At 63.9% G+C, this 18,539-nt stretch carries 15 protein-coding genes; 11 read left to right on the top strand and 4 right to left on the bottom strand.

The genetic code is table 11. From position 1 onward, the window contains the following. Positions 1–59: 59 nt before the first annotated feature. From AC0L3X_RS01490 to AC0L3X_RS01470, 5 genes are all read left to right on the top strand, one after another. Positions 60–1,313 carry an ABC transporter substrate-binding protein gene (locus tag AC0L3X_RS01490; RefSeq protein ID WP_063983870.1) on the top strand — a complete coding sequence of 418 codons (1,254 nt, stop codon included), beginning with the start codon at positions 60–62 and terminating at the stop codon, positions 1,311–1,313. Between the two features lie 67 nt (positions 1,314–1,380). Beyond that, entirely contained in the window at positions 1,381–2,244 is an 864-nt protein-coding gene (locus AC0L3X_RS01485; protein WP_063983869.1) for a branched-chain amino acid ABC transporter permease, read from the top strand. 13 nt (positions 2,245–2,257) lie between these two features. Continuing rightward, positions 2,258–3,229: a branched-chain amino acid ABC transporter permease gene (locus AC0L3X_RS01480; RefSeq protein ID WP_063983868.1), complete on the top strand. Its 972-nt coding sequence runs from the start codon at positions 2,258–2,260 to the stop codon at positions 3,227–3,229. After that, positions 3,219–3,986 (top strand): ABC transporter ATP-binding protein, encoded by a 768-nt coding sequence (locus tag AC0L3X_RS01475; protein ID WP_063983867.1) that lies wholly within the window; start codon positions 3,219–3,221, stop codon positions 3,984–3,986. The genes AC0L3X_RS01480 and AC0L3X_RS01475 overlap by 11 nt, the downstream gene beginning before the upstream one ends. Continuing rightward, a complete protein-coding gene (locus AC0L3X_RS01470; protein WP_063983866.1) occupies positions 3,983–4,702 on the top strand; it encodes an ABC transporter ATP-binding protein in 720 nt (239 codons plus the stop codon). Before AC0L3X_RS01475 ends, AC0L3X_RS01470 begins: the two co-directional genes overlap by 4 nt. Here the strand turns inward: AC0L3X_RS01470 and AC0L3X_RS01465 are convergent. Beyond that, positions 4,684–5,349, bottom strand: coding sequence for a TetR/AcrR family transcriptional regulator (locus tag AC0L3X_RS01465; protein WP_063983865.1), 666 nt, complete (start codon positions 5,347–5,349; stop codon positions 4,684–4,686). The two genes, AC0L3X_RS01470 and AC0L3X_RS01465, sit on opposite strands and share 19 nt — an antisense overlap. 107 nt (positions 5,350–5,456) lie before the next feature. On the opposite strand from AC0L3X_RS01465, the gene AC0L3X_RS01460 reads away from it, so the two are divergent. Continuing rightward, a complete protein-coding gene (locus AC0L3X_RS01460; RefSeq protein WP_063986439.1) occupies positions 5,457–7,745 on the top strand; it encodes an arylsulfatase in 2,289 nt (762 codons plus the stop codon). Positions 7,746–7,896: 151 nt separating this feature from the next. Here the strand turns inward: AC0L3X_RS01460 and AC0L3X_RS01455 are convergent, their stop codons facing one another. From AC0L3X_RS01455 to AC0L3X_RS01445, 3 genes are all read right to left on the bottom strand, one after another. After that, the gene (locus tag AC0L3X_RS01455; RefSeq protein ID WP_063983864.1) at positions 7,897–8,463 is read right to left on the bottom strand and encodes an invasion associated locus B family protein; all 567 of its coding nucleotides are present in this window, start codon (positions 8,461–8,463) and stop codon (positions 7,897–7,899) included. Between the two features lie 64 nt (positions 8,464–8,527). After that, on the bottom strand, positions 8,528–11,674 hold the full coding sequence (locus AC0L3X_RS01450; protein WP_063983863.1) for a multidrug efflux RND transporter permease subunit: 3,147 nt from the start codon (positions 11,672–11,674) through the stop codon (positions 8,528–8,530). Then, positions 11,671–12,843 (bottom strand): efflux RND transporter periplasmic adaptor subunit, encoded by a 1,173-nt coding sequence (locus tag AC0L3X_RS01445; protein WP_071914957.1) that lies wholly within the window; start codon positions 12,841–12,843, stop codon positions 11,671–11,673. The genes AC0L3X_RS01450 and AC0L3X_RS01445 overlap by 4 nt, the downstream gene beginning before the upstream one ends. A 397-nt stretch (positions 12,844–13,240) precedes the next feature. Here AC0L3X_RS01445 and AC0L3X_RS01440 point away from each other — a divergent pair, with 397 nt between their 5' ends. The 5 genes from AC0L3X_RS01440 (at position 13,241) to exbD (ending at position 18,531) form a co-directional block, all read left to right on the top strand. Continuing rightward, on the top strand, positions 13,241–13,480 hold the full coding sequence (locus AC0L3X_RS01440; RefSeq protein WP_063983861.1) for a hypothetical protein: 240 nt from the start codon (positions 13,241–13,243) through the stop codon (positions 13,478–13,480). Positions 13,481–13,904: 424 nt separating this feature from the next. Beyond that, positions 13,905–16,457: a TonB-dependent receptor gene (locus AC0L3X_RS01435; protein WP_231144619.1), complete on the top strand. Its 2,553-nt coding sequence runs from the start codon at positions 13,905–13,907 to the stop codon at positions 16,455–16,457. 20 nt (positions 16,458–16,477) lie between these two features. Continuing rightward, positions 16,478–17,167 (top strand): Fe2+-dependent dioxygenase, encoded by a 690-nt coding sequence (locus AC0L3X_RS01430; RefSeq protein ID WP_063983860.1) that lies wholly within the window; start codon positions 16,478–16,480, stop codon positions 17,165–17,167. After that, positions 17,164–18,072 (top strand): tonB-system energizer ExbB, encoded by a 909-nt coding sequence (exbB, locus tag AC0L3X_RS01425; protein WP_063983859.1) that lies wholly within the window; start codon positions 17,164–17,166, stop codon positions 18,070–18,072. Before AC0L3X_RS01430 ends, exbB begins: the two co-directional genes overlap by 4 nt. Positions 18,073–18,075: 3 nt before the next feature. Continuing rightward, positions 18,076–18,531: a TonB system transport protein ExbD gene (exbD, locus tag AC0L3X_RS01420; protein WP_014495997.1), complete on the top strand. Its 456-nt coding sequence runs from the start codon at positions 18,076–18,078 to the stop codon at positions 18,529–18,531. The last annotated feature ends 8 nt before the right edge of the window (positions 18,532–18,539 follow it).

Here is an 18,539-nt window from a genome sequence, read left to right as displayed (position 1 = left end):
CTTAGCCTGCAGCTTCCAAAATAGCTTGGTCGGGGAAACCCTTTGGGAGGTCTGATTTGATGAATTTCAAGCACGTCACCGGGCTGTTTTGCGCAGCCGCGATGTTCCTTACGCTGGGCTCCGGCGCGCAGGCCCAGGACAAGGTCATCAAGATCGGCGTCATCATGCCGATGTCCGGCGGCACCGCCTCGATCGGTGCGCACGCCAAGGCGGCGCTCGAAGTCGCCATGGACATCATCAACAACGCTCATCCTGAGCTTGGCAATCTGCCGCTGGCGAAGAACGCCGGCCTTGCCGGCCTCGGCGGCGCCAAGATCGAGGCTGTGTTCGCCGACAACCAGGGCAACCCGGCGACGGGCCAGAACCAGGCGCTACGCCTGATCACGGAAGAGAAGGTGGCGGCCGTGTTCGGCTCCTACCAGTCCGGCGTCACGCTGACTTCGAGCGCGATCGCCGAGAAATACGGCGTTCCCTTCCTGAACTCGGAATCGGTCGCCGCCAATCTCACCGAGCGCGGCTTCAAATGGTTCTTCCGCACCACGCCGATCGCGACCGATTTCGCCAAGATCTATGTCGACTTCCTCGCCGACATCAAGGCGCAGGGTGCCAAGACCGACGCCGTCGCGGTGGTCCATGACAACACCGAATACGGCACCTCGGTCGCCAACACGATCGCCGGCGCCTTCAAGGAAAAGGGCCAGCCGATCGCGCTCGACATCGCCTATCCCGTCAATGCGACCGATTTGCAGGGCCAGGTGCTGCAGCTCAAGGACAAGAAGCCCGACGTCGTCATCATGATCAGCTACACGTCGGATGCGATCCTGTTCGCCAAGACCATGCAGTCGCTCGACTACAAGCCGGCCGTGCTGCTGGCCGACGATGCCGGCTACTCCGATCCGTCCTTCACCAAGGCGGTAGGCAAGATCTCGCAAGGCGTCTTCAACCGCTCGTCCTGGGTCGTGGGACCGCCGGGCTCGGCGTCCGCCATCATCGCCGACATGTACAAGAAGAAGAGCGGCGAGGAGATGGACGACACGGTCGCCCGGCAGATGCAGGGCTTCTTCGTGCTGGCCGATGCCATCGACCGCGCCGGCTCGACCGAGCCTGCCAAGATCCAGGCCGCGCTGAAGGCGACGGACCTGAAGCCCGAGCAGCTCATGATCGGCTACAAGGGCGTGAAGTTCGACGACAAGGGCCAGAACATCCTGGCTTCCGGCGCCATCATCCAGCTCCAGGATGGCGAGAACTACGTCGCGGTATGGCCGAAGGCCAATGCCGAGAAGGCGCCGGTACTGCCCTACAAGGGCTGGTGAGATTGCCTGAAGGCGGGACCGCGCGTCCCGCCTTTCCCAGAATGTTTTGATCAGAGCAACGCAGCTCATGTCCTTCGTACTCGTGCAGGTGATTGCCGGCGGGCTTCTGCTCGGTGCCGTCTACGCCCTGTTTTCCTCTGGCCTCACGCTGGTGTGGGGCATGATGAACATCGTCAATTTCGCGCATGGCGACTTCGTCATGCTCGGCATGTACGTCGCCTATGTCGTCTATACCCTGATGGGGGGAGGGCCCATCCTCGGCGCCCCACTGGCGACACTGGTGCTCGCGACCGTCGGGGTCGTCGTCTATTTCGCCCTGATCCGCGACATCATGAAGGGGCCGATGCTGGCGCAGATCCTCGGCACGTTCGGGCTCGCGCTGCTGCTGCGCTATTCCGTGTTCTGGTGGTTCGGCGCCAACTTCCTGTCGATGCCGTCGAATATCGTCGGCGGCACCTATGCGTTTGCGGGCCTGCGCATCGAAGCCTCGCGGCTGCTTGCCGGTGTCGTCGCGCTGCTGGTGACATTCGGTCTTCACCTGCTCCTGACGCGCACATCGCTTGGTTCAAAAATGCTGGCGGTGGCGGAGGATCAGACCGCGGCTCAGCTCATGGGCATCAGGCCCGATACGATGCAGGCGATCGCCTGGGCCATCGCGGCCGGCGCCACCGGCCTTGCCGGCGCGCTAATCGCGAACTTCTTCTACATCGTGCCGACGGTCGGCGAGACGCTCGGCATCGTCGCCTTCGTCACGGTATCCCTTGGCGGCTTCGGCAGCGTGCCAGGCGCGCTCGTCGCGGGCCTGTTGATCGGCGTGATCGAGTCGCTCTCCGGCTATCTGATCGGTGCGGTCTACAAGGACATCGTCGTCTATGTCCTGTTCCTGTCCTTCCTCTGGTTCCGGCCGCAAGGCCTGATGGGCAAGCTCTGATGAGAAAGCTGCAATGCGGCGCTTGATCTGGCTCTCGATCGTCGCAGCACTGGCGATTGCCTATCCGTTGCTGCTGTCCTCGCCGTTCCAGCAGCGCCTGGGCGCACTGGTGCTGCTCTATGCCATCGCCGCGTCGGCCTGGAACATCGTCGGCGGCTATGCCGGCCAGGTCTCGGTCGGCCACGTCGTGTTCTTCGGCTGCGGCGCTTATGCCGCGATGGGGAGCTACGCCAAGTTCGGGCTGTCGCCGCTGTTCGGCATCCCCGGCGGGATCGTGCTGGCGGTGGGGCTCGCTGCGATCATCGGCGTGCCGACGCTACGGCTGTCGGGTCACTATTTCAGCATGGCGACGATCGCGGTCGCCGAGACCGTGCGGCTGATCGTCACCAACACCGACTGGCTCGGCGCGGCCGTGGGTCTTTCCGGTCCAACGGTCCCCCGCAACATCTTCGATCTCTCGTTCCTGTCGTCGCTGCCGTACTACTACCTCTTCCTGGTCGTCCTCGTGATCACGCTGTTCATCACCTGGTGGATGACCAACAGCCGCATGGGATTCTATCTGCGCGCGATCAAGGATTCCGAGAGGGCCGCACGTTCCCTGGGCGCACCCGCGAGCCGGACCAAGCTCTACGCCTACATGCTGAGCGCGGCGCTGACGAGCGTTGCCGGCGCGCTCTATGCGATGATGTTCGGCTTCGTCGATCCCGAGTCCGGGCTCGGCATCCTGATCTCGGTCAAAATCCTGATCATGGCGGCGCTGGGCGGGGCGGGGTTGCTGTTCGGTCCGCTGGTGGGAGCCGCGATCCTCGTGCCGCTGGAGGAGATCTCCAACAGCTGGCTTGGCGGCAAGGGGGCCGGCCTCACCTTCGTCCTGTATGGCGCGATCATCGTGCTGATCGCGCGCTTCCAGCCCGGCGGCCTGCTCAGCCTGTTCATGGGACGACGTAAGCCCGGCGCAGATAAGGGAGCCGGCCATGCTCCTTGAGGCGCGCGGGATCACAAAGGCGTTCGGCAGCTTCAAGGCGGTGGACGATGCGTCCGTCACGCTGGAGCAGGGCGATATTCTCGGCCTGATCGGCCCGAACGGCGCCGGCAAATCCACCTTCTTCAATTGCCTCACCGGCGACCTCAAGACCACCTCGGGCCGCGTGCTGTTCGAGGGGACCGACATCACCGACTTCGCGCCGGAGCAGCGCGCCGGGCTCGGGCTTGCGCGCACCTTCCAGGTGCCGCAGACCTTTGAAGGCATGACGGTGCTCGAGAACGTCATGATCGGCGCCTTCCTGCGCACCTCGCATCGCCACGGGGCCGAGACCAGGGCGCGAGCGGTGCTGGAGCGCGTCGGCATGAGCAGGCTTGCGGATGCGCCGGCGCGCTCGCTGGGCACACCCGGCCGCAAGCGGCTGGAGATCGCCCGCGCACTGGCGACCGAGCCGAAGGTGCTGCTGCTCGACGAGGCCATGGCCGGGCTCAACGCCCACGAGGTGAGGCTCGCCATCGATCTCGTGCGCGACATCCACCGTTCCGGCATCACGCTCGTCATCGTCGAGCACATCATGGAAGTGATCATGTCGCTCGCGAGCCGCGTGATGGTGTTTCACCAGGGCAAGGAGATCGCCCGCGGCTCGCCGCGCGAGGTCACCTCGAACCCGGCGGTGATCGAAGCCTATCTCGGCAAACGCGCGGCGAAGGCCGCGGCCGGCCATACGCCGGTCGAGCTGATGGGCGGGCGGGACCTATGAGCGGCGCGCTTCTTCGGATCGAGCACCTCGAGGTGCGCTATGGCGACCTCATAGGTGTCTCCGACGTCTCGCTGGAGGTGCCGGAGGGCAGCGTCGTCGCGCTGCTCGGCTCCAATGGCGGCGGCAAGACCACGACGCTGAACGCGATCGCGGGTCTCATTCCCGTGCATTCCGGATCGATCAGCTTTCGCGGCGAGGACATCGCCGGCCAGAAGGCCTTTGCGATCGTGCGCAAGGGGCTGGCGCTGTCGCCGGAAGGCTGGCGCCTGTTCGTGCAGCAGAGCGTCGAGAACAACCTCATGCTCGGCGCGACGCCGCTGCACGACAAGTCGCGCCAGACCAATTTGCTTGAGCGCGTCTACGAGATCTTCCCGCGGCTGAAGGAACGCCGCAACCAGCGCGCCGGCACCATGTCCGGCGGCGAGCGGCAGATGCTCGCGGTCGGCCGCGCGCTGATGAGCGATCCTAAGCTATTGATGCTGGATGAACCGTCGCTCGGCCTCGCGCCGGCGGTGGTCGAATCCATGTACGAAACCTTCGGCCGCCTGCATCGCGAGGGCCTGACCATCCTGCTCGCCGAGCAGTCGATCGAGCTCGCGCTGGAAGTCTCGGACTTCGCGACCGTGCTCCAGGTCGGCAAGAGCGTGCTGTCCGGCACGGCCGCTGCGCTCGCACAGGACCCGCAGGTGCAGAAGGCCTATCTCGGGGTCGACTGATTGATCTCCGCCTGGAGCAACAGCAACAGGCAACCGGCCAGCCGCGTCTCCATCTCTTTTGATCTAAGCGACAGCGGCCCGGGATCGTTGAGGATCGCGTTCACCAGCGTGCCCAGCACGACCTGAAAGCCGAAGGCGATCGTGCGGGTCTTGGCGGCCTTGCGTCCCTTGTCCATGGCCGGGAGCAGGAGAGGGGTCGCGCGTCCAGTCGTTGCCTTCGCGAGGGCCTTGAACGGCGTCCATTTGTCCGGACGGGTGTCGTCATGCTGAAGCGCGGCGCGCAGCACGCCCTCGTGGTTGCGCATCCAGGCGATGATGCCGCTGACGATGATGTGGCAGAGCTTGTCGAGGTCCGTATCCGGTGACGGCCGCCTGATTTCGCCCAGCCGCTGTTCGCCGTCGCGCGCAGCCAGCGCCATCAGTGCGTTGAAATAGGCCTCCTTGCTCTCGAAGCGGCTGTAGAAGGCGCCGACGGTGGCGCCGACCTCGGTGCAGAGCGCCTCGATGGACAGCTCCGCAAGGCTGCGCGTGCGCAGCATGCCGGCGCCGGCGCGCAGCAGCGCCAGCGTCGTCTCGCGGCTGCGCTTCTGGCGCGACGGGGCAACGCCGGGAAGGTCGAAATCGGGTTCGTCCGAGCTTGGCCGCATCCGTGCTTGCATCCGGCTAAAATCATAATCATAATTCGGATTATAATTTAGACGTGGCCGAGCCGCGGGTCAACCGCAGCCGCCGGGCAACCAGCAGGGAGAAGCAGATGAGCGCAAACAGCGGCACGCCGTTCCGCGGCACCGTCGGCAAGACGGTCGCGGAGTCGAAACCCTGGTGGCCGGAGGCGCCAAGGCCGCCCGAGGGCGCGCCGAACATCCTGGTCGTGCTGTTCGACGACGTCGGCTTCTCCGATTTCGGCTGCTATGGCTCGACAATCAAGACGCCGACCATCGACCGGCTCGCCGCGGAGGGGCTGCGCTACTCCGGATTCCACACCACGGCAATGTGCTCGACGACGCGCGCCGCGCTGCTGACAGGACGCAATCATCACTCGGTCGGCGTCGGCTGCCTTGCCAATTTCGATTCCGGTTATCCCGGCTACCGCGGCAAGATTGCGCGTGAGGCGGGGACGCTGGCCGAGATGCTGCGCATACATGGCTATCGCAACTACATGGTCGGCAAATGGCACGTCACGCCGCTGACCGAGAGCGGCGCCACCGGCCCGTTCGACGGCTGGCCGCTCGGCCGCGGCTTCGACCGCTTCTACGGCTTCCTTGATGCCGAGACCGACCAGTACGCGCCGGAGCTCGTCTCCGACAACACGCATATCGATCCACCGGGCACGTATGCGGACGGCTATCATCTGACCGAGGATCTGATCGACCAATCGATCCGCTTCATCGGCGACCATGTCGCCGACCGTCCTGACGTTCCCTGGCTCACCTGGGTCGCACTTGGCGCCTGCCACGCGCCGCATCAGGCGCCGGCCGATATCATCATGAGCTATGACGCCGAATTCGCGCACGGCTGGGACGTCGAGCGCGAACGGCGTCTGGCACGCCAGAAGGCGTTGGGGCTGGTGCCTGAGGGCACGCGGATGCCGGCGCGCAACGATGGCGTGAAGGCCTGGGAGGAGCACTCGGCCGATGAGCGCCGCGTCTTCACCCGCCTGCAGGCGGCTTTCGCCGGCATGCTTGATCATTCCGATCGGCATCTTGCACGGCTTGTCTCGTTCCTGGAAACGGCCGGCATTCGCGACAACACCGTGATCATCGTGATGTCCGACAACGGCGCGAGCCAGGAGGGCGGGCCGCTCGGCTTCGTCAACGCGATGGGGCCGTTCAACTTCAAGCCGGAGCCGATCGCGGAAAAGCTCGGCCGTATCGACGACATCGGCGGGCCCGACACCCACAGCAATTTCCCGCATGGCTGGGCGATGGCGTCGAACACGCCGCTGCGGCGCTACAAGCAGAACACCCATGGCGGCGGCATCCGCGATCCCTTCGTCATCAACTGGCCTAAGCGGATCGCAGGCAAAGGCGAGCTGCGGCACCAGTTCGTCCACGCCTGCGACCTCACCCCGACGCTGCTGGAGCTGATCGGCGTTGAGGCGCCGAACGAGATCGGTGGCTGCCCGCAGATGCCGCTGGAAGGCGAGAGCTTCGCGCGCTCGATCACGGATGCGTCCGCGTCCTCAAAAAGCTCGCCGCAATATTTCGAGATGTTCGGCCATCGCGGCCTCTGGCAGGGCGGCTGGAAGGCGGTCGCCTTCCATCCCTCGGGCACGCCGTTCGAGAACGACAAATGGGAGCTGTTTCATCTCGACCAGGATTTCTCCGAGACCGACGATCTCGCCGCAAAGGAGCCGGAACGTCTGGCAGCAATGATGGCGACCTGGTGGGCGGAGGCCGCGAGGCACAAGGTGCTGCCGCTCGACGATCGCTTCGGGCCGCGCTTTGCGGAGAACGCCGCACGCTTCCACGGTGCGCGCCACCATTTCGTCTTCCACGCCGGCATGGGCCACGTGCCGACCGATGTCGCGCCTGACGTGCGCAGCCGCAGCTACACGATCGAGGCGCATGTCGAGATCGACGAGGCGGGTGCAAACGGCGTGCTGATCTCGCATGGCGACGCGACGTCGGGCTACAGCCTCTACGTCAGGGACGGTCACCTCGTGCACGACCTCAACATCGGCGGCAGCCACCAGATCGCGCGGTCGGACCGCAAGGTGCCGTCAGGCGCGCGGCGGCTCGGCGTGTATGTCGAGCGGCTCGTGCGCAAGGAGCCGCCGGCCAAGGGGGCGCGCACCGGCGTCACCGAATATACGCTGCTGATCGACGGCGAGCCGGCGGGGTCGCTCCAGACCCAGCTCGGCTTCCACACGCTGATCTCGTGGTCCGGTCTCGACATCGGCCGTGACCGCGGCAGCCCCGTGTCGCATTACGAGGCGCCGTTCGAGTTCGAGGGGCGATTGCTGCGCGTCACCGTCACCATGCACAACGACCAGAAGCTCGACGGCGATGCCGTCGGCAACGCGCAGATGGCGCGACAGTGATAGGGAAGAGGCGGCGCAGCATCCGCGCCGTCATTGCGAGCGCAGCGAAGCAATCCAGACTGCCTCCGCGGAAAGATTGCTGGATTGCTTCGCTACGCTCGCAATGACGAGGTGAGAGAGCGTCCACTCCAACAGGAAACGGGAGCGGTCCTTACTTGATCTTGTCGTAGGCCGCCGCGAAATCGCCCAGCGGCATCGGGATCGCGATCGCCTCCTTGGCCATGTTCTGGAAGGAGACCTTCAGCTGCTTGCCCGACCGCAAGGCGGCGAGCAGGTCCGCCGCGATCGGCGTCGAGGCGTAGCAGCCGCGGTTCTCGCAGGTCTGGATCTGGAGGTCGAATGTCTTGCCCTCGTCGACCTGGAGCTTGGCCCCGACGGGCAGGTTGAGTCCGAGCGGTAATTGCAGCAGCGCCACCGGCGTGCGGGTGTCGGGCGCGATGCGGATGTTGATCAGCACGATGGTCTGGCCGGTTTTGGTCAGCACCGCGTTCTGCTCCATTGCGCATTCGAGCGGCGCGTCGCGGCTGACGCTGGTGCAGCGCACGACCCATCCGGCTTGCTGCGCACCGTCAGCCTGCGGCTGGGTCGGAGCTGGCGCGGGCTGTGCGGCCGGTGCAGGGGAAGCGGCGTTCTTTTTGGCGCTCTGCTGGGCATACGCGCCGCCTGTCGACAGCAGAAGGGCGGCGGCGAGGGCGACAAGTCTGGATTGCATGGACATGGCGAAACCGCGTTGGCGTGAACCGAGGGCCTCGCTGTAGCGTCGCGGAAGCCGCGGTGCAAGCTTACTCGGCGGCCTGCTTGACGGTGCTGTGCTCGGGCGCCTCGTGACCTTTGCCGTCACCCGAACGGCCCCAGCCCGAGAACCAGTTGTTGAGCTCGTCGAGATAGAGATAGACCACCGGGGTGGTGAACAGCGTCAGCGCCTGGCTGACGATCAGGCCGCCGACCATGGCGTAGCCGAGCGGCTGGCGGATCTCGGCGCCGGTGCCGTGGCCGAGCATCAGCGGCACGCCGCCGAGCAGGGCGGCCATCGTCGTCATCATGATCGGCCGGAAGCGCAGCAGCGCGGCCTGACGGATCGATTGCTCCGGCGTCTTGTGCTCGTCGCGCTCGGCCGCGATGGCGAAGTCGACCATCATGATGCCGTTCTTCTTCACGATGCCGATCAGGAGAATGATTCCGATCAATGCAATGAGGCTGAAGTCGAAGCCGGCCGCCATCAGGATCAGGAGCGCGCCGACGCCGGCCGAGGGCAGGGTCGACAGAATCGTAATCGGGTGGATGTAGCTCTCGTAGAGAATGCCGAGGATCAGATAGACCACGACGAGGGCTGCGAGGATCAGCAGCGGCACGGTGCCGAGCGACTGCTGGAACGCCTGCGCGGTGCCCTGGAAGCTCGAATTCAGGGTTGGGGGTGCGCCGAGATCGGCCATCGCCTTCTGCACGGCCTCGGTGGCCTGGCCGAGCGCGACGCCCTGGGCGAGGTTGAAGCTGATCGTGATCGCCGGGAATTGGCCCTGGTGGCTGATCGAGAGCGGGCGGACCGGATCGGTGGTCCAGGTCGCAAAGGTCGACAGCGGCACCTGGTCGCCGGTCAGCGGCGATTTCAGGTAGAGCTTGTTCAGGCTGTCGAGACTGCCCTGCATCTCCGGCAGGATCTCGAGGATCACCTTGTAGGTGTTGAGCTGGGTGAAATACTGCGTGACCTGCCGCTGTCCGAAGGCGTCGTACAGCGTGTCGTCGATCAGCTGCGGCTGGATGCCGTAGCGCGATGCGGTGTCGCGGTTGATCTTGAGCTGGACCGTGGTGCCCTGCGTCTGCTGGTCGGTCGCGACGTCGCGCAGTTGCGGCAGCGTCTGCATTTTGGCGAGGATTTTCGGCGCCCAGTCGTTGAGCTCGGTGAGATCGGCATCCTGTAGCGTGAATTCAAACTGCGTGCGCGTCGGCCGGCCGCCGAGCCGGACGTCCTGGGCCGCTTGCATGTAGAGGCGGGCGCCCGACACCTTCTCGAGCTTAGGACGCAGCCGGGCAATGATCTCCTGCGCCGACGCGTTGCGCTCGTTGCGCGGCTTCAGCGTGATGAACAAATTGCCGTTGTTGCCGGCGCGGCCGCTGCCGCCGATGTTCATCGCGATCGTGGCGACGTCGGGATCGTCCATCACGATCTTGCCGAGCTCGACCTGGCGGCGCTGCATCTCGGCGAAGGAGATGTCCTGGGACGCTTCCGAGGTCGCGGTGATCAGGCCGACGTCCTGCTGCGGGAAGAAGCCCTTCGGGATCAGGATGAACAAATAGATCGACAGGCCGAGCGTGGCGAAGAAGATCAGGAGCGTGGTGCGGCGCCAGGCCAGAGCATGATCGAGAACGTACTCGTAGCCGCGCAGCATGCCGTCGAAGGCGCGTTCGCTCCACTGGTAGAACTTGCCGTGGGTCACCTCGCCATGAGCGCGCAGGAAGCGTGAGGCCATCATCGGCGTCAGCGTCAGCGACACGAACATCGAGACGAAGATGGTCATCGCCAGCACGACGGCGAACTCGCGGAACAGGCGTCCGATGATGCCGCCCATCAGCAGCAGCGGGATCAGCACCGCGACCAGCGAGATGCTGATCGAGACGATGGTGAAGCCGATTTCCTTGGAGCCCTTGAAGGCGGCCGCCATCGGCGATTCGCCTTCCTCGATGTAGCGCGTGATGTTCTCGAGCATCACGATGGCGTCGTCGACGACGAATCCGACCGCGATGGTGAGCGCCATCAGCGATAGATTGTCGAGCGAATAGCCAACCACCCACATCAGGGCGCACGCGCCCAGTAGCGCCAGCGGAACCGTGATGGTGGGAATGACCGTCGCCCAGAAGCTGCGCAGGAAGACGAAGATGACCATGACCACGAGGGCAATGGTCAGCAGCAGCGTGAACTGGACGTCCTCGACCGCGGCGCGGATGGTCGTGGTGCGGTCGCTGATCAACTCGATCTTGATCGCGGGCGGAATCGCCGCGACGAGGCGGGGCAGGGTGGCCTTGATCCGGTCGACGGTCTCGATGACGTTGGCGCCCGGCTGCTTGAACACCACCAGGAACACGCCACGCTTGCCGTTGGCCCAGGCTGCCTGCTTGGCGTCCTCGGCGCCGCTCACCGCCTGTCCGATGTCGCGGATTCGAAGCGGACCGCCATTGCGATAGGCGATGACGACGTCGTTCCAGTCCTTGGACTGGGTGAGCTGGTCGTTGGCGTAGATCGTGTAGGCGCGCTTCGGCCCGTCGATATTGCCCTTGGGGCTGTCGACTGTGGTGATCGCGATCTGGCTGCGCACGTCCTCCAGCGACAGGCCCTTGGCGACGAGTTTCGCCGGGTCGATCTGAATGCGGATGGAGGGCTTCTGCTGGCCGCCGATGAAGACCTGCGCGACGCCCGAGAGCTGGCTGATCTGCTGGGCAAGCTGGGCGTCGACGGCATCGCTGACGGTGGTCAGCGGCAGTGTATCGGATGTTGCCGAGAGCAGCAGGATCGGCGCGTCGGCCGGGTTGACCTTGCGGTAGGTCGGCGGCGAGGGCAGATTCTTCGGCAATTGACCGCTTGCGGCGTTGATGGCGCCCTGCACGTCGTTGGCGGCGCCGTCGATGCTGCGGTTGAGGTCGAACTGGATGGTGATCGAGGCGGTTCCCAGATAGCTCGTCGAGGTCATCTGGGCGATGCCGGGAATCTGGGCGAATTGCCGCTCGAGCGGCTGGGCCACCGACGAGGCCATCGTCTCGGGGCTGCCGCCCGGCAAATTGGCTGTGATCTGGATGGTCGGGAAGTCCACCTGCGGCAGCGGCGCGACCGGCAGCAGGGGATAGGCGACGAGACCGACGAAGAGGATGCCGGCCATCAGCAGCGAGGTGCCGATGGGATAACGGATGAAAGGTGCCGAAATCCCGCCCTCGGTCATTCCTGTCGTACCTTATTCTGGCTCGGATCCGAGCTTGCTACGGCCGTCGAGACGAGGCTTCCGGGCTGGACCTTGAACTGGCCGCCGGTGATCACCTGTTGACCCGGGCTCAAGCCTTCGTCGACCACCGAACGGCCGTCGATGGCGTAGCTGACCTTGATCTTGTGCACTTCCGCCTTGTTGTCCTGATTGACGGTATAGGCGTAGAGGCCGTTGGTCGAATGCTGAACCGCGTCATCCGGAACCACGGTCGCGTCCTTCAGGGTGCGTACCAGAAGGCGCGTCGAAACCGACTGGCCCGGCCACAGCGTGTGTTCCTTGTTGTCGAACACCGCCTTGAGCCGAATAGTCCCGCTGGTCGTGTCGACCTGATTGTTGATGACCGCGAGCTTGCCCTCGGCCAACGTTTTCTTGCCGTCGGTGGTGAACGCGATCACCTTGAGCGCGCCGGCCTTCTGGCCTTCGCTGATATAAGGCAGCTGGTCTTCCGGCGCGGTGAAGATCACCGAGATCGGCTCGACCTGCGAGATCGTCACGATTCCCGTCTGCGTGGAGGCGTTGACGATGTTGCCAACGTCGACCAGGCGCAGCCCGGCCACGCCGGTGAACGGCGCCTTGATCTGGGTGTAGTCGAGCTGGGTCTGGGCGTTGGAGATGGCGGCTTCGTCGGCGGCGATCTGGGCGGTCAGCTGCGCGACGGTGGAACGCTGGGTGTCGACCCGCTGCGCAGTCGCGAACTCGCCAAGCTTCATGGCACGCTGGAGCTCGAGATTGGCGTTGGCCAGATTCGCCTCGTCCTGCGCCTTCTTGGCCTTGGCCTGGTCGAGCGTGGCTTGATAGGGCCGGGGATCGATCGAGACCAGAAGCTCGTCCTGCTTGACCATCTGGCCTTCGCTGAAGGCGATCTTGTCGATCTGGCCGTCAACCCGGCTCCGGACCTGTACGGTGTTGAAGCCCTGAACCGTGCCGAGACCGGTCAGATATACCGGAAAGTCGGCCTTCTGGACCGGCGAAACGCTGACGGGGATGGCGGGCGGACGCGCCGGACCCTTCTGAGCCGTCTGGGTTTTTCCGGCCTCGGGCGAGCCGAATTTCTGCCAGCCATAGTAACCCGCGGAGGCCACGGCCGCGATGATCAGAATCCAGAGGATCGGCCGTGTTTTTTTCATGTCGGCTCGTTGGCTTTTACGCCCAAAACTACGAATTGTGGAGCAATCATAGGGTTCCAGCGCGCTTGTATAATACACGCCAAGTTCCAGTGTAAACAGCACTATCGGTTCGGAATCCTAAACAATTGGAAAGCTTTGCACTGTCTAGGCAGCTCCGTGACACTACGGTGTGCAGTGCTGCATTTTCCCGGCGCGAGCGATCCGCGCGCAAATCTTGGGCAATGCCCGGAGCCGGTGTGGGCGGCTTGCAGAGCTGTCCGCAAGGGCGCCCCGGCTGTGCTGCGAAGTGAGCCGGGATCAACCCCCGTGAGAACGGTTCTAATTCGCCTGCACGGCGTTTCGGTTGTCAGGAAATCCGGCATCGGTCATATCGGCCCCGCCACAACGGGAGCGCAGGATGGACGAACTGAACGGCAAGCTGATCGCGTGCCAGATTCTGATCACGGGACTGATCGCGCGCGTCGCCAACGAGCAGCGCGATCCCTTGCGATTCCTGACCGACTTCCGGGACGAGATCAAAGCCGTCGTTGGCGGCGTCAACATCGCCGGCATGGACAACTCCGATCGCGTGCGCGCCGTCGCGCAGAAAACCGTCGACGAATTGTTCTCGCTGATGAAGCCGCCGAGCAGCGATTGAGAGCGGCGCCGCTGCTCGCGCCTGCGCAGCTCTCGCATGCGCCCATGTTTCCAGATTGAAATCTGCACCGAGTCCGATCTGGATGAATTCAAATGTGCTGGCAGATCAATCGCATTGACCTGCTTTTCTCCGACCGATAGCACCGCCCCATCGTTCGCGTTTCTGCATCGACGAAGCGCATCAGCTCGAAGGTTGATGCGGCACGACGAGATCGCAGCGCTCAATGTCCAGATTAGAACGGTTCAAGTTTAGAACCATTTAAAACTGCGGCGCACTCAACCGAGTTTAGAATTGCTTTGAAATGGTCGGATTCAAACGGAGTGTTGCAGAGATCGCGTTGACCCCCATGAACACGCCCGATAGCACCAATGCGTCGCGTTGTCGCAACGCGACCAATGGAAGCATAAGCACTGTGGGGCGTGTGATGGGCATGATGAAAACACCGCGATCGTTGCGTTCGGATGCGGATCGGAAATCCTTCGGCAACAATTTCGACACTGCGACCGGCAAGACTGTGTCCACGGTCGCCAGTTTGATTGCGGTCGCGACGGTCTCGACCGGCGCACAGGCGCAGCAGACCAATCTGCCCCCCGTGAACGTCGATGCGCCTCAGCAGCGTCCGCGTCCGACCGCTTCGAAGCCCACCGCCGATCAGATTCGTGCGCGCAACGCGCTGCGGCGCGCGGCGCAGCGGCAGCAGGCCGCACAAGCGCCTGTCGCCAATCCGAGCCCTGGTCCTGCCGATCGTGATCCGTACGCAAATCCCGCCGCGCCTTACATGGCCACCCGAGTGCAAGCGTCAGGTAAATTCCCTGAGCCAATCCTCAACACGCCAAAATCGATCACCGTGCTTACAAAGGATGTGCTGGAGGACAAGAACGCCACGACGCTGAAGCAGGCGATCCTGAGCACGGCCGGCGTGACGCTCGGAACGGGTGAGGGCGGCAATGCCTTCGGTGACCGCTTCTTCATTCGCGGCTTCGATGCCCGCAACGACGTCTTCATCGACGGCGTGCGCGACGCGGGCGTCAGCGTCCGTGAAAACTTCTTCACCGAGCAGGTCGAAATTCTGCGTGGTCCGGGCTCAACTTTCGCGGGCCGCGGTGTCGCCGGTGGTGCGATCAACATCGTCACCAAGCAGGCGACGACCGAGAAGAGCTTCTACAACATGGACACCACGTTTGGCACCGACATGACCAAGCGCGTGGTGCTCGACGTCAACCAGGTGATCAACCCGACCTGGTCGGTGCGCGCGGGCGGACTGTTTCAGGACGCCAATGTCGCTGGGCGAAGCTATGTGACCGACAATCGCGACGGCGCATTCGTCGCGACGATATGGAAGCCTCTGGATGCAGTCAAAATCACTGCCAACTACATCCATACCGAACTGACCGGACTCCCGGACTTCGGCGTGCCTTACTATCGGCCGAGCACGGCGACGACCGCCGGCGGCCCGTTCACCGATTTCGGGGTTAATCGTAAGAATTGGTACGGCTTCCTCAACCGAGACTTCTACCGGACCGGCCAGGACATTGGTTCGCTCAACGCCGAGGTTTACGTCACGCCAGATCTCTTGATCACCAATAGGTTCAGGGATTCTCACTCCACGCAGAACTACATTGGAACGCTGCCTGAAGCGCCGACACTCGCCCCAGGGGCTCCGTTTACGGCCTACACCCTCAGTGCGAATCCGCAGAGCCGCTACCAGGTCACGGACGTCATCGCCAATCAGACGGAGGCGACTTACAAGTTCAGTGATAGCGCAGGCTTCAAACACACTGCGCTTGCCGGGTTTGAATACGACCACGAGACCTCGTCTATCAACAGCTATACCGGCCTTGCTTCGGAGGCGCTGCCTGGCGGCTTTACCGGCAACTCGCTGACAGGCGTGAGCGTGTTCAGTCCGCAATACACAAACCTTCCCTTCGGGATTCCCGGAGGTTTGACGCAGAAGCCGACCAACATCGCGATCGATACCAAGAGCGTATACGTGCTGGATACGGCCAACTACAACGACGTCCTGATCCTGAATGGTGGCGTTCGGTTTGATGACTACAATATCAAGGTGAACGGCTGGGGTTCGGTCAACGGGGGAACGCTGAACGCCTTTGGCCAGCAGCAGCAAGACTACGGGATGCCGAATTTCAATCTCGGCCTCACCCTCAAGCCATTGCCGAACGGAAGCGTTTACGCGGCCTACGCAACCTCGTCGAACCCGGTCGGCGCGGAATTTGACGGAACCAGCGTTCAGTATGGTGGTCTTGCGCCCGTGCTCAACGGCGCCGCTCCTCAGATCTTCGGTCCTGAGAAGAACAAGGCGATCGAGCTTGGAACGAAGTGGGAGCTGTTCGACAGGCACCTGTTGCTGACCGCTGCGCTCTTCCAGACCGAAAAGGAAAATGCGCGAGAGTCGCGCAATGTCACTGCTGCAACTGCGACTGCGGCATGTCCCTATACTGCTACGGCGGGGAACGTATCCTGTATCACGGCCGGCGCGGCCTATCGTATTCGCGGTATCGACCTCGGCGTCAGCGGCAAGATCACCGACAAATGGAGCATTTTCGGCGGTCTCGTTCTGATGCAGTCGGAAGTGACGAAGTCGCTGATTCCGCCGGCCAACACGACGCTCTACACCACCAACGTGGGCCTGCCCCTCTCCAACGTCGCGCACCAATCCTTCAGTTTGCTCAGCAAATATCAGTTGACGGATGTGTGGGAGCTGGGCGGTCAGGCGGTCTACCGCTCGAAGATTTATGGCGGTACGTTCCTCGCGGCGAACCAGGGCACTTCGATCCCGAGCTACTGGCGGTTCGATGCCTTCGTCGAAGCCAAGCTCAACCAGAACTGGCAGCTGAAGCTGTTCGTGAACAACATCTTCGACAAACGCTACTATGACGCGCTGTACCAGAGCGCCGCGCCCTTCGTGCTGGAAGCACCGGGACGCGCCGCCTATCTGGTGATCTCGGCGCGCTACTGATGGAGTAACGACGAGGTGCCATGCTGACATGCATAGACGGCGTCCTGAGCAAGGATGATGTGGCGGAATTCCGCCGCATCATGGACGCCAGCGAATGGGAAGACGGCCGTTCCACCGCGGGCGCGCAGTCAGCAATGGTCAAGCGCAATGAGCAGTTGCCGCCTGACAGCGAGGTCGCGCGCAAGCTCGGCAACCGCATCATCTCGGCGCTGACGTCGAACCCGCGGTTCCTGGCAGCGGCGATCCCGCTGCAGATCTTCCCGCCGCTGTTCAACCGCTATGCGGCCAACAGCGGCCATCATTTCGGGCTGCATGTCGACAATGCGATCCGCGGCGACCGCCTGACCGGCCTTCGCATCCGCACAGACCTGTCTGTCACGCTGTTCCTGGCCGAGCCGGAAGAGTATGACGGTGGCGAACTTGTGATCGAGGACACCTACGGTTCGCACGAAGTGAAGTTGCAAGCCGGGGACTGCGTGCTCTATCCCTCGACCAGCCTCCATCTCGTCACGCCGGTGAAGAGGGGGACGCGGGTTGCGTCTTTCTTCTGGCTTCAGAGCATGATACGGGACGATCAAGCCCGGAGCATGATCTTTGACCTCGACACCGCGATACAGGCGCTGGTGGAACGGCTCGGGCGTGACGATCCCGAAACGGTCAAATTGACGGGTATCTATCACAACCTCATTCGCTACTGGGCCGAAGTATGAAGATCATGTCCTTCCAAGCAAGCCTTGCCGCCGCCTTGATGCTGGCGGCCGCCTGGCTCGTATCCCCTGTTTCTGCCCAGACACAGACCCCGCCGGCGGCACCTGCACCGGCACAGGCGACGGCTCAGCCGGCCACCGCCAGCCCGGCTCCGGCTGCCGCTCCGGCGGTGGTGGCGCCCGTGGCGAAGCCCGACGCGGCCGCTATCGCGCCCGCCATGAAGGAGCTGTCCCCCTGGGTGATGTTTATGTCGGCGGACGTCATCGTGAAGGCGGTGATGATCGGGCTTGCCTTCGCATCGCTGATGACCTGGACCGTCCTGATCGCCAAGTCGATCGAGCTGTCGGTCGCGTCCGGCAAGCTTCGTTCGGCACTGAAGAAGATCTCGGAGGCGCGCTCGCTCGCGGAAGCGCAAATGGCGCTCGGCGCCAAGCAGGGCATTCTGCCGTCCTTCCTGGCGGCGGCGCTGCGTGAGGCGCGGATGTCGGCCGGCCTGTCCAGCGATGCCGGCATCAAGGAGCGTGCGGCCTCGAGCTTTTCCGAAATCGTGCGCGCGGAGGCACGGCGCATCCGCATCGGCATGGGCGTGCTGGCGACCATCGGCTCGACATCGCCCTTCGTCGGCCTGTTCGGCACGGTCTGGGGCATCATGAACAGCTTCATCGGCATCTCGAAGTCGCAGACCACGAACCTCGCCGTGGTCGCGCCCGGCATCGCCGAGGCGCTGCTCGCGACCGCGATCGGCCTCGTCGCCGCCATTCCCGCCGTCATCATCTACAACCACTTCTCGCGCGTGACGAAAAGCTATCTCGAGCTCGTCAGCCGTGCCTCGGGCGCGGCGGGGCGGCTGCTCTCGCGCGATCTCGACCGCAGCCACGGCAGCGCGCATTCGCGCGCGGCGGAGTGAACCATGGGCGTTTCGCTCGCAGACAATGATGACGACGACGATTTCGGCGAGACGCATGACATCAACGTCACGCCGTTCATCGACGTCATCCTGGTGCTGCTGATCATCTTCATGGTCGCAGCTCCGCTCTCCACGGTCGACCTGCCGATCGATCTGCCGACCTCGAGCGCGACCCCGCAGAAGAAGCCGGACAAGCCGACCTATCTCAGCATCAAGCCCGATCTGACGCTTGCGATCGGCGAAAACCCGGTCCACCGCGCCGAGTTGATCGGGACCCTCGACGGCCTGTCCGACATGAGCAAGGACAAGTATGTCTTCCTGCGCGCCGATCGCTCGGTGCCGTATGGCGAGTTAATGAGTGTCATGGAGCTCTTGCGCTCAGGCGGCTATTCCCGGGTGAAGCTGGTCGCGCTGGAGGGCGCTCCCGGAGCGCCTGCGGCAGGCGCCGGTCAGCCTTAGAGGCGCAC

It is taken from the genome of Bradyrhizobium sp. MI1.7 (genome assembly GCF_055811795.1).
This window is presented reverse-complemented; position numbering and strand designations above follow the sequence as displayed.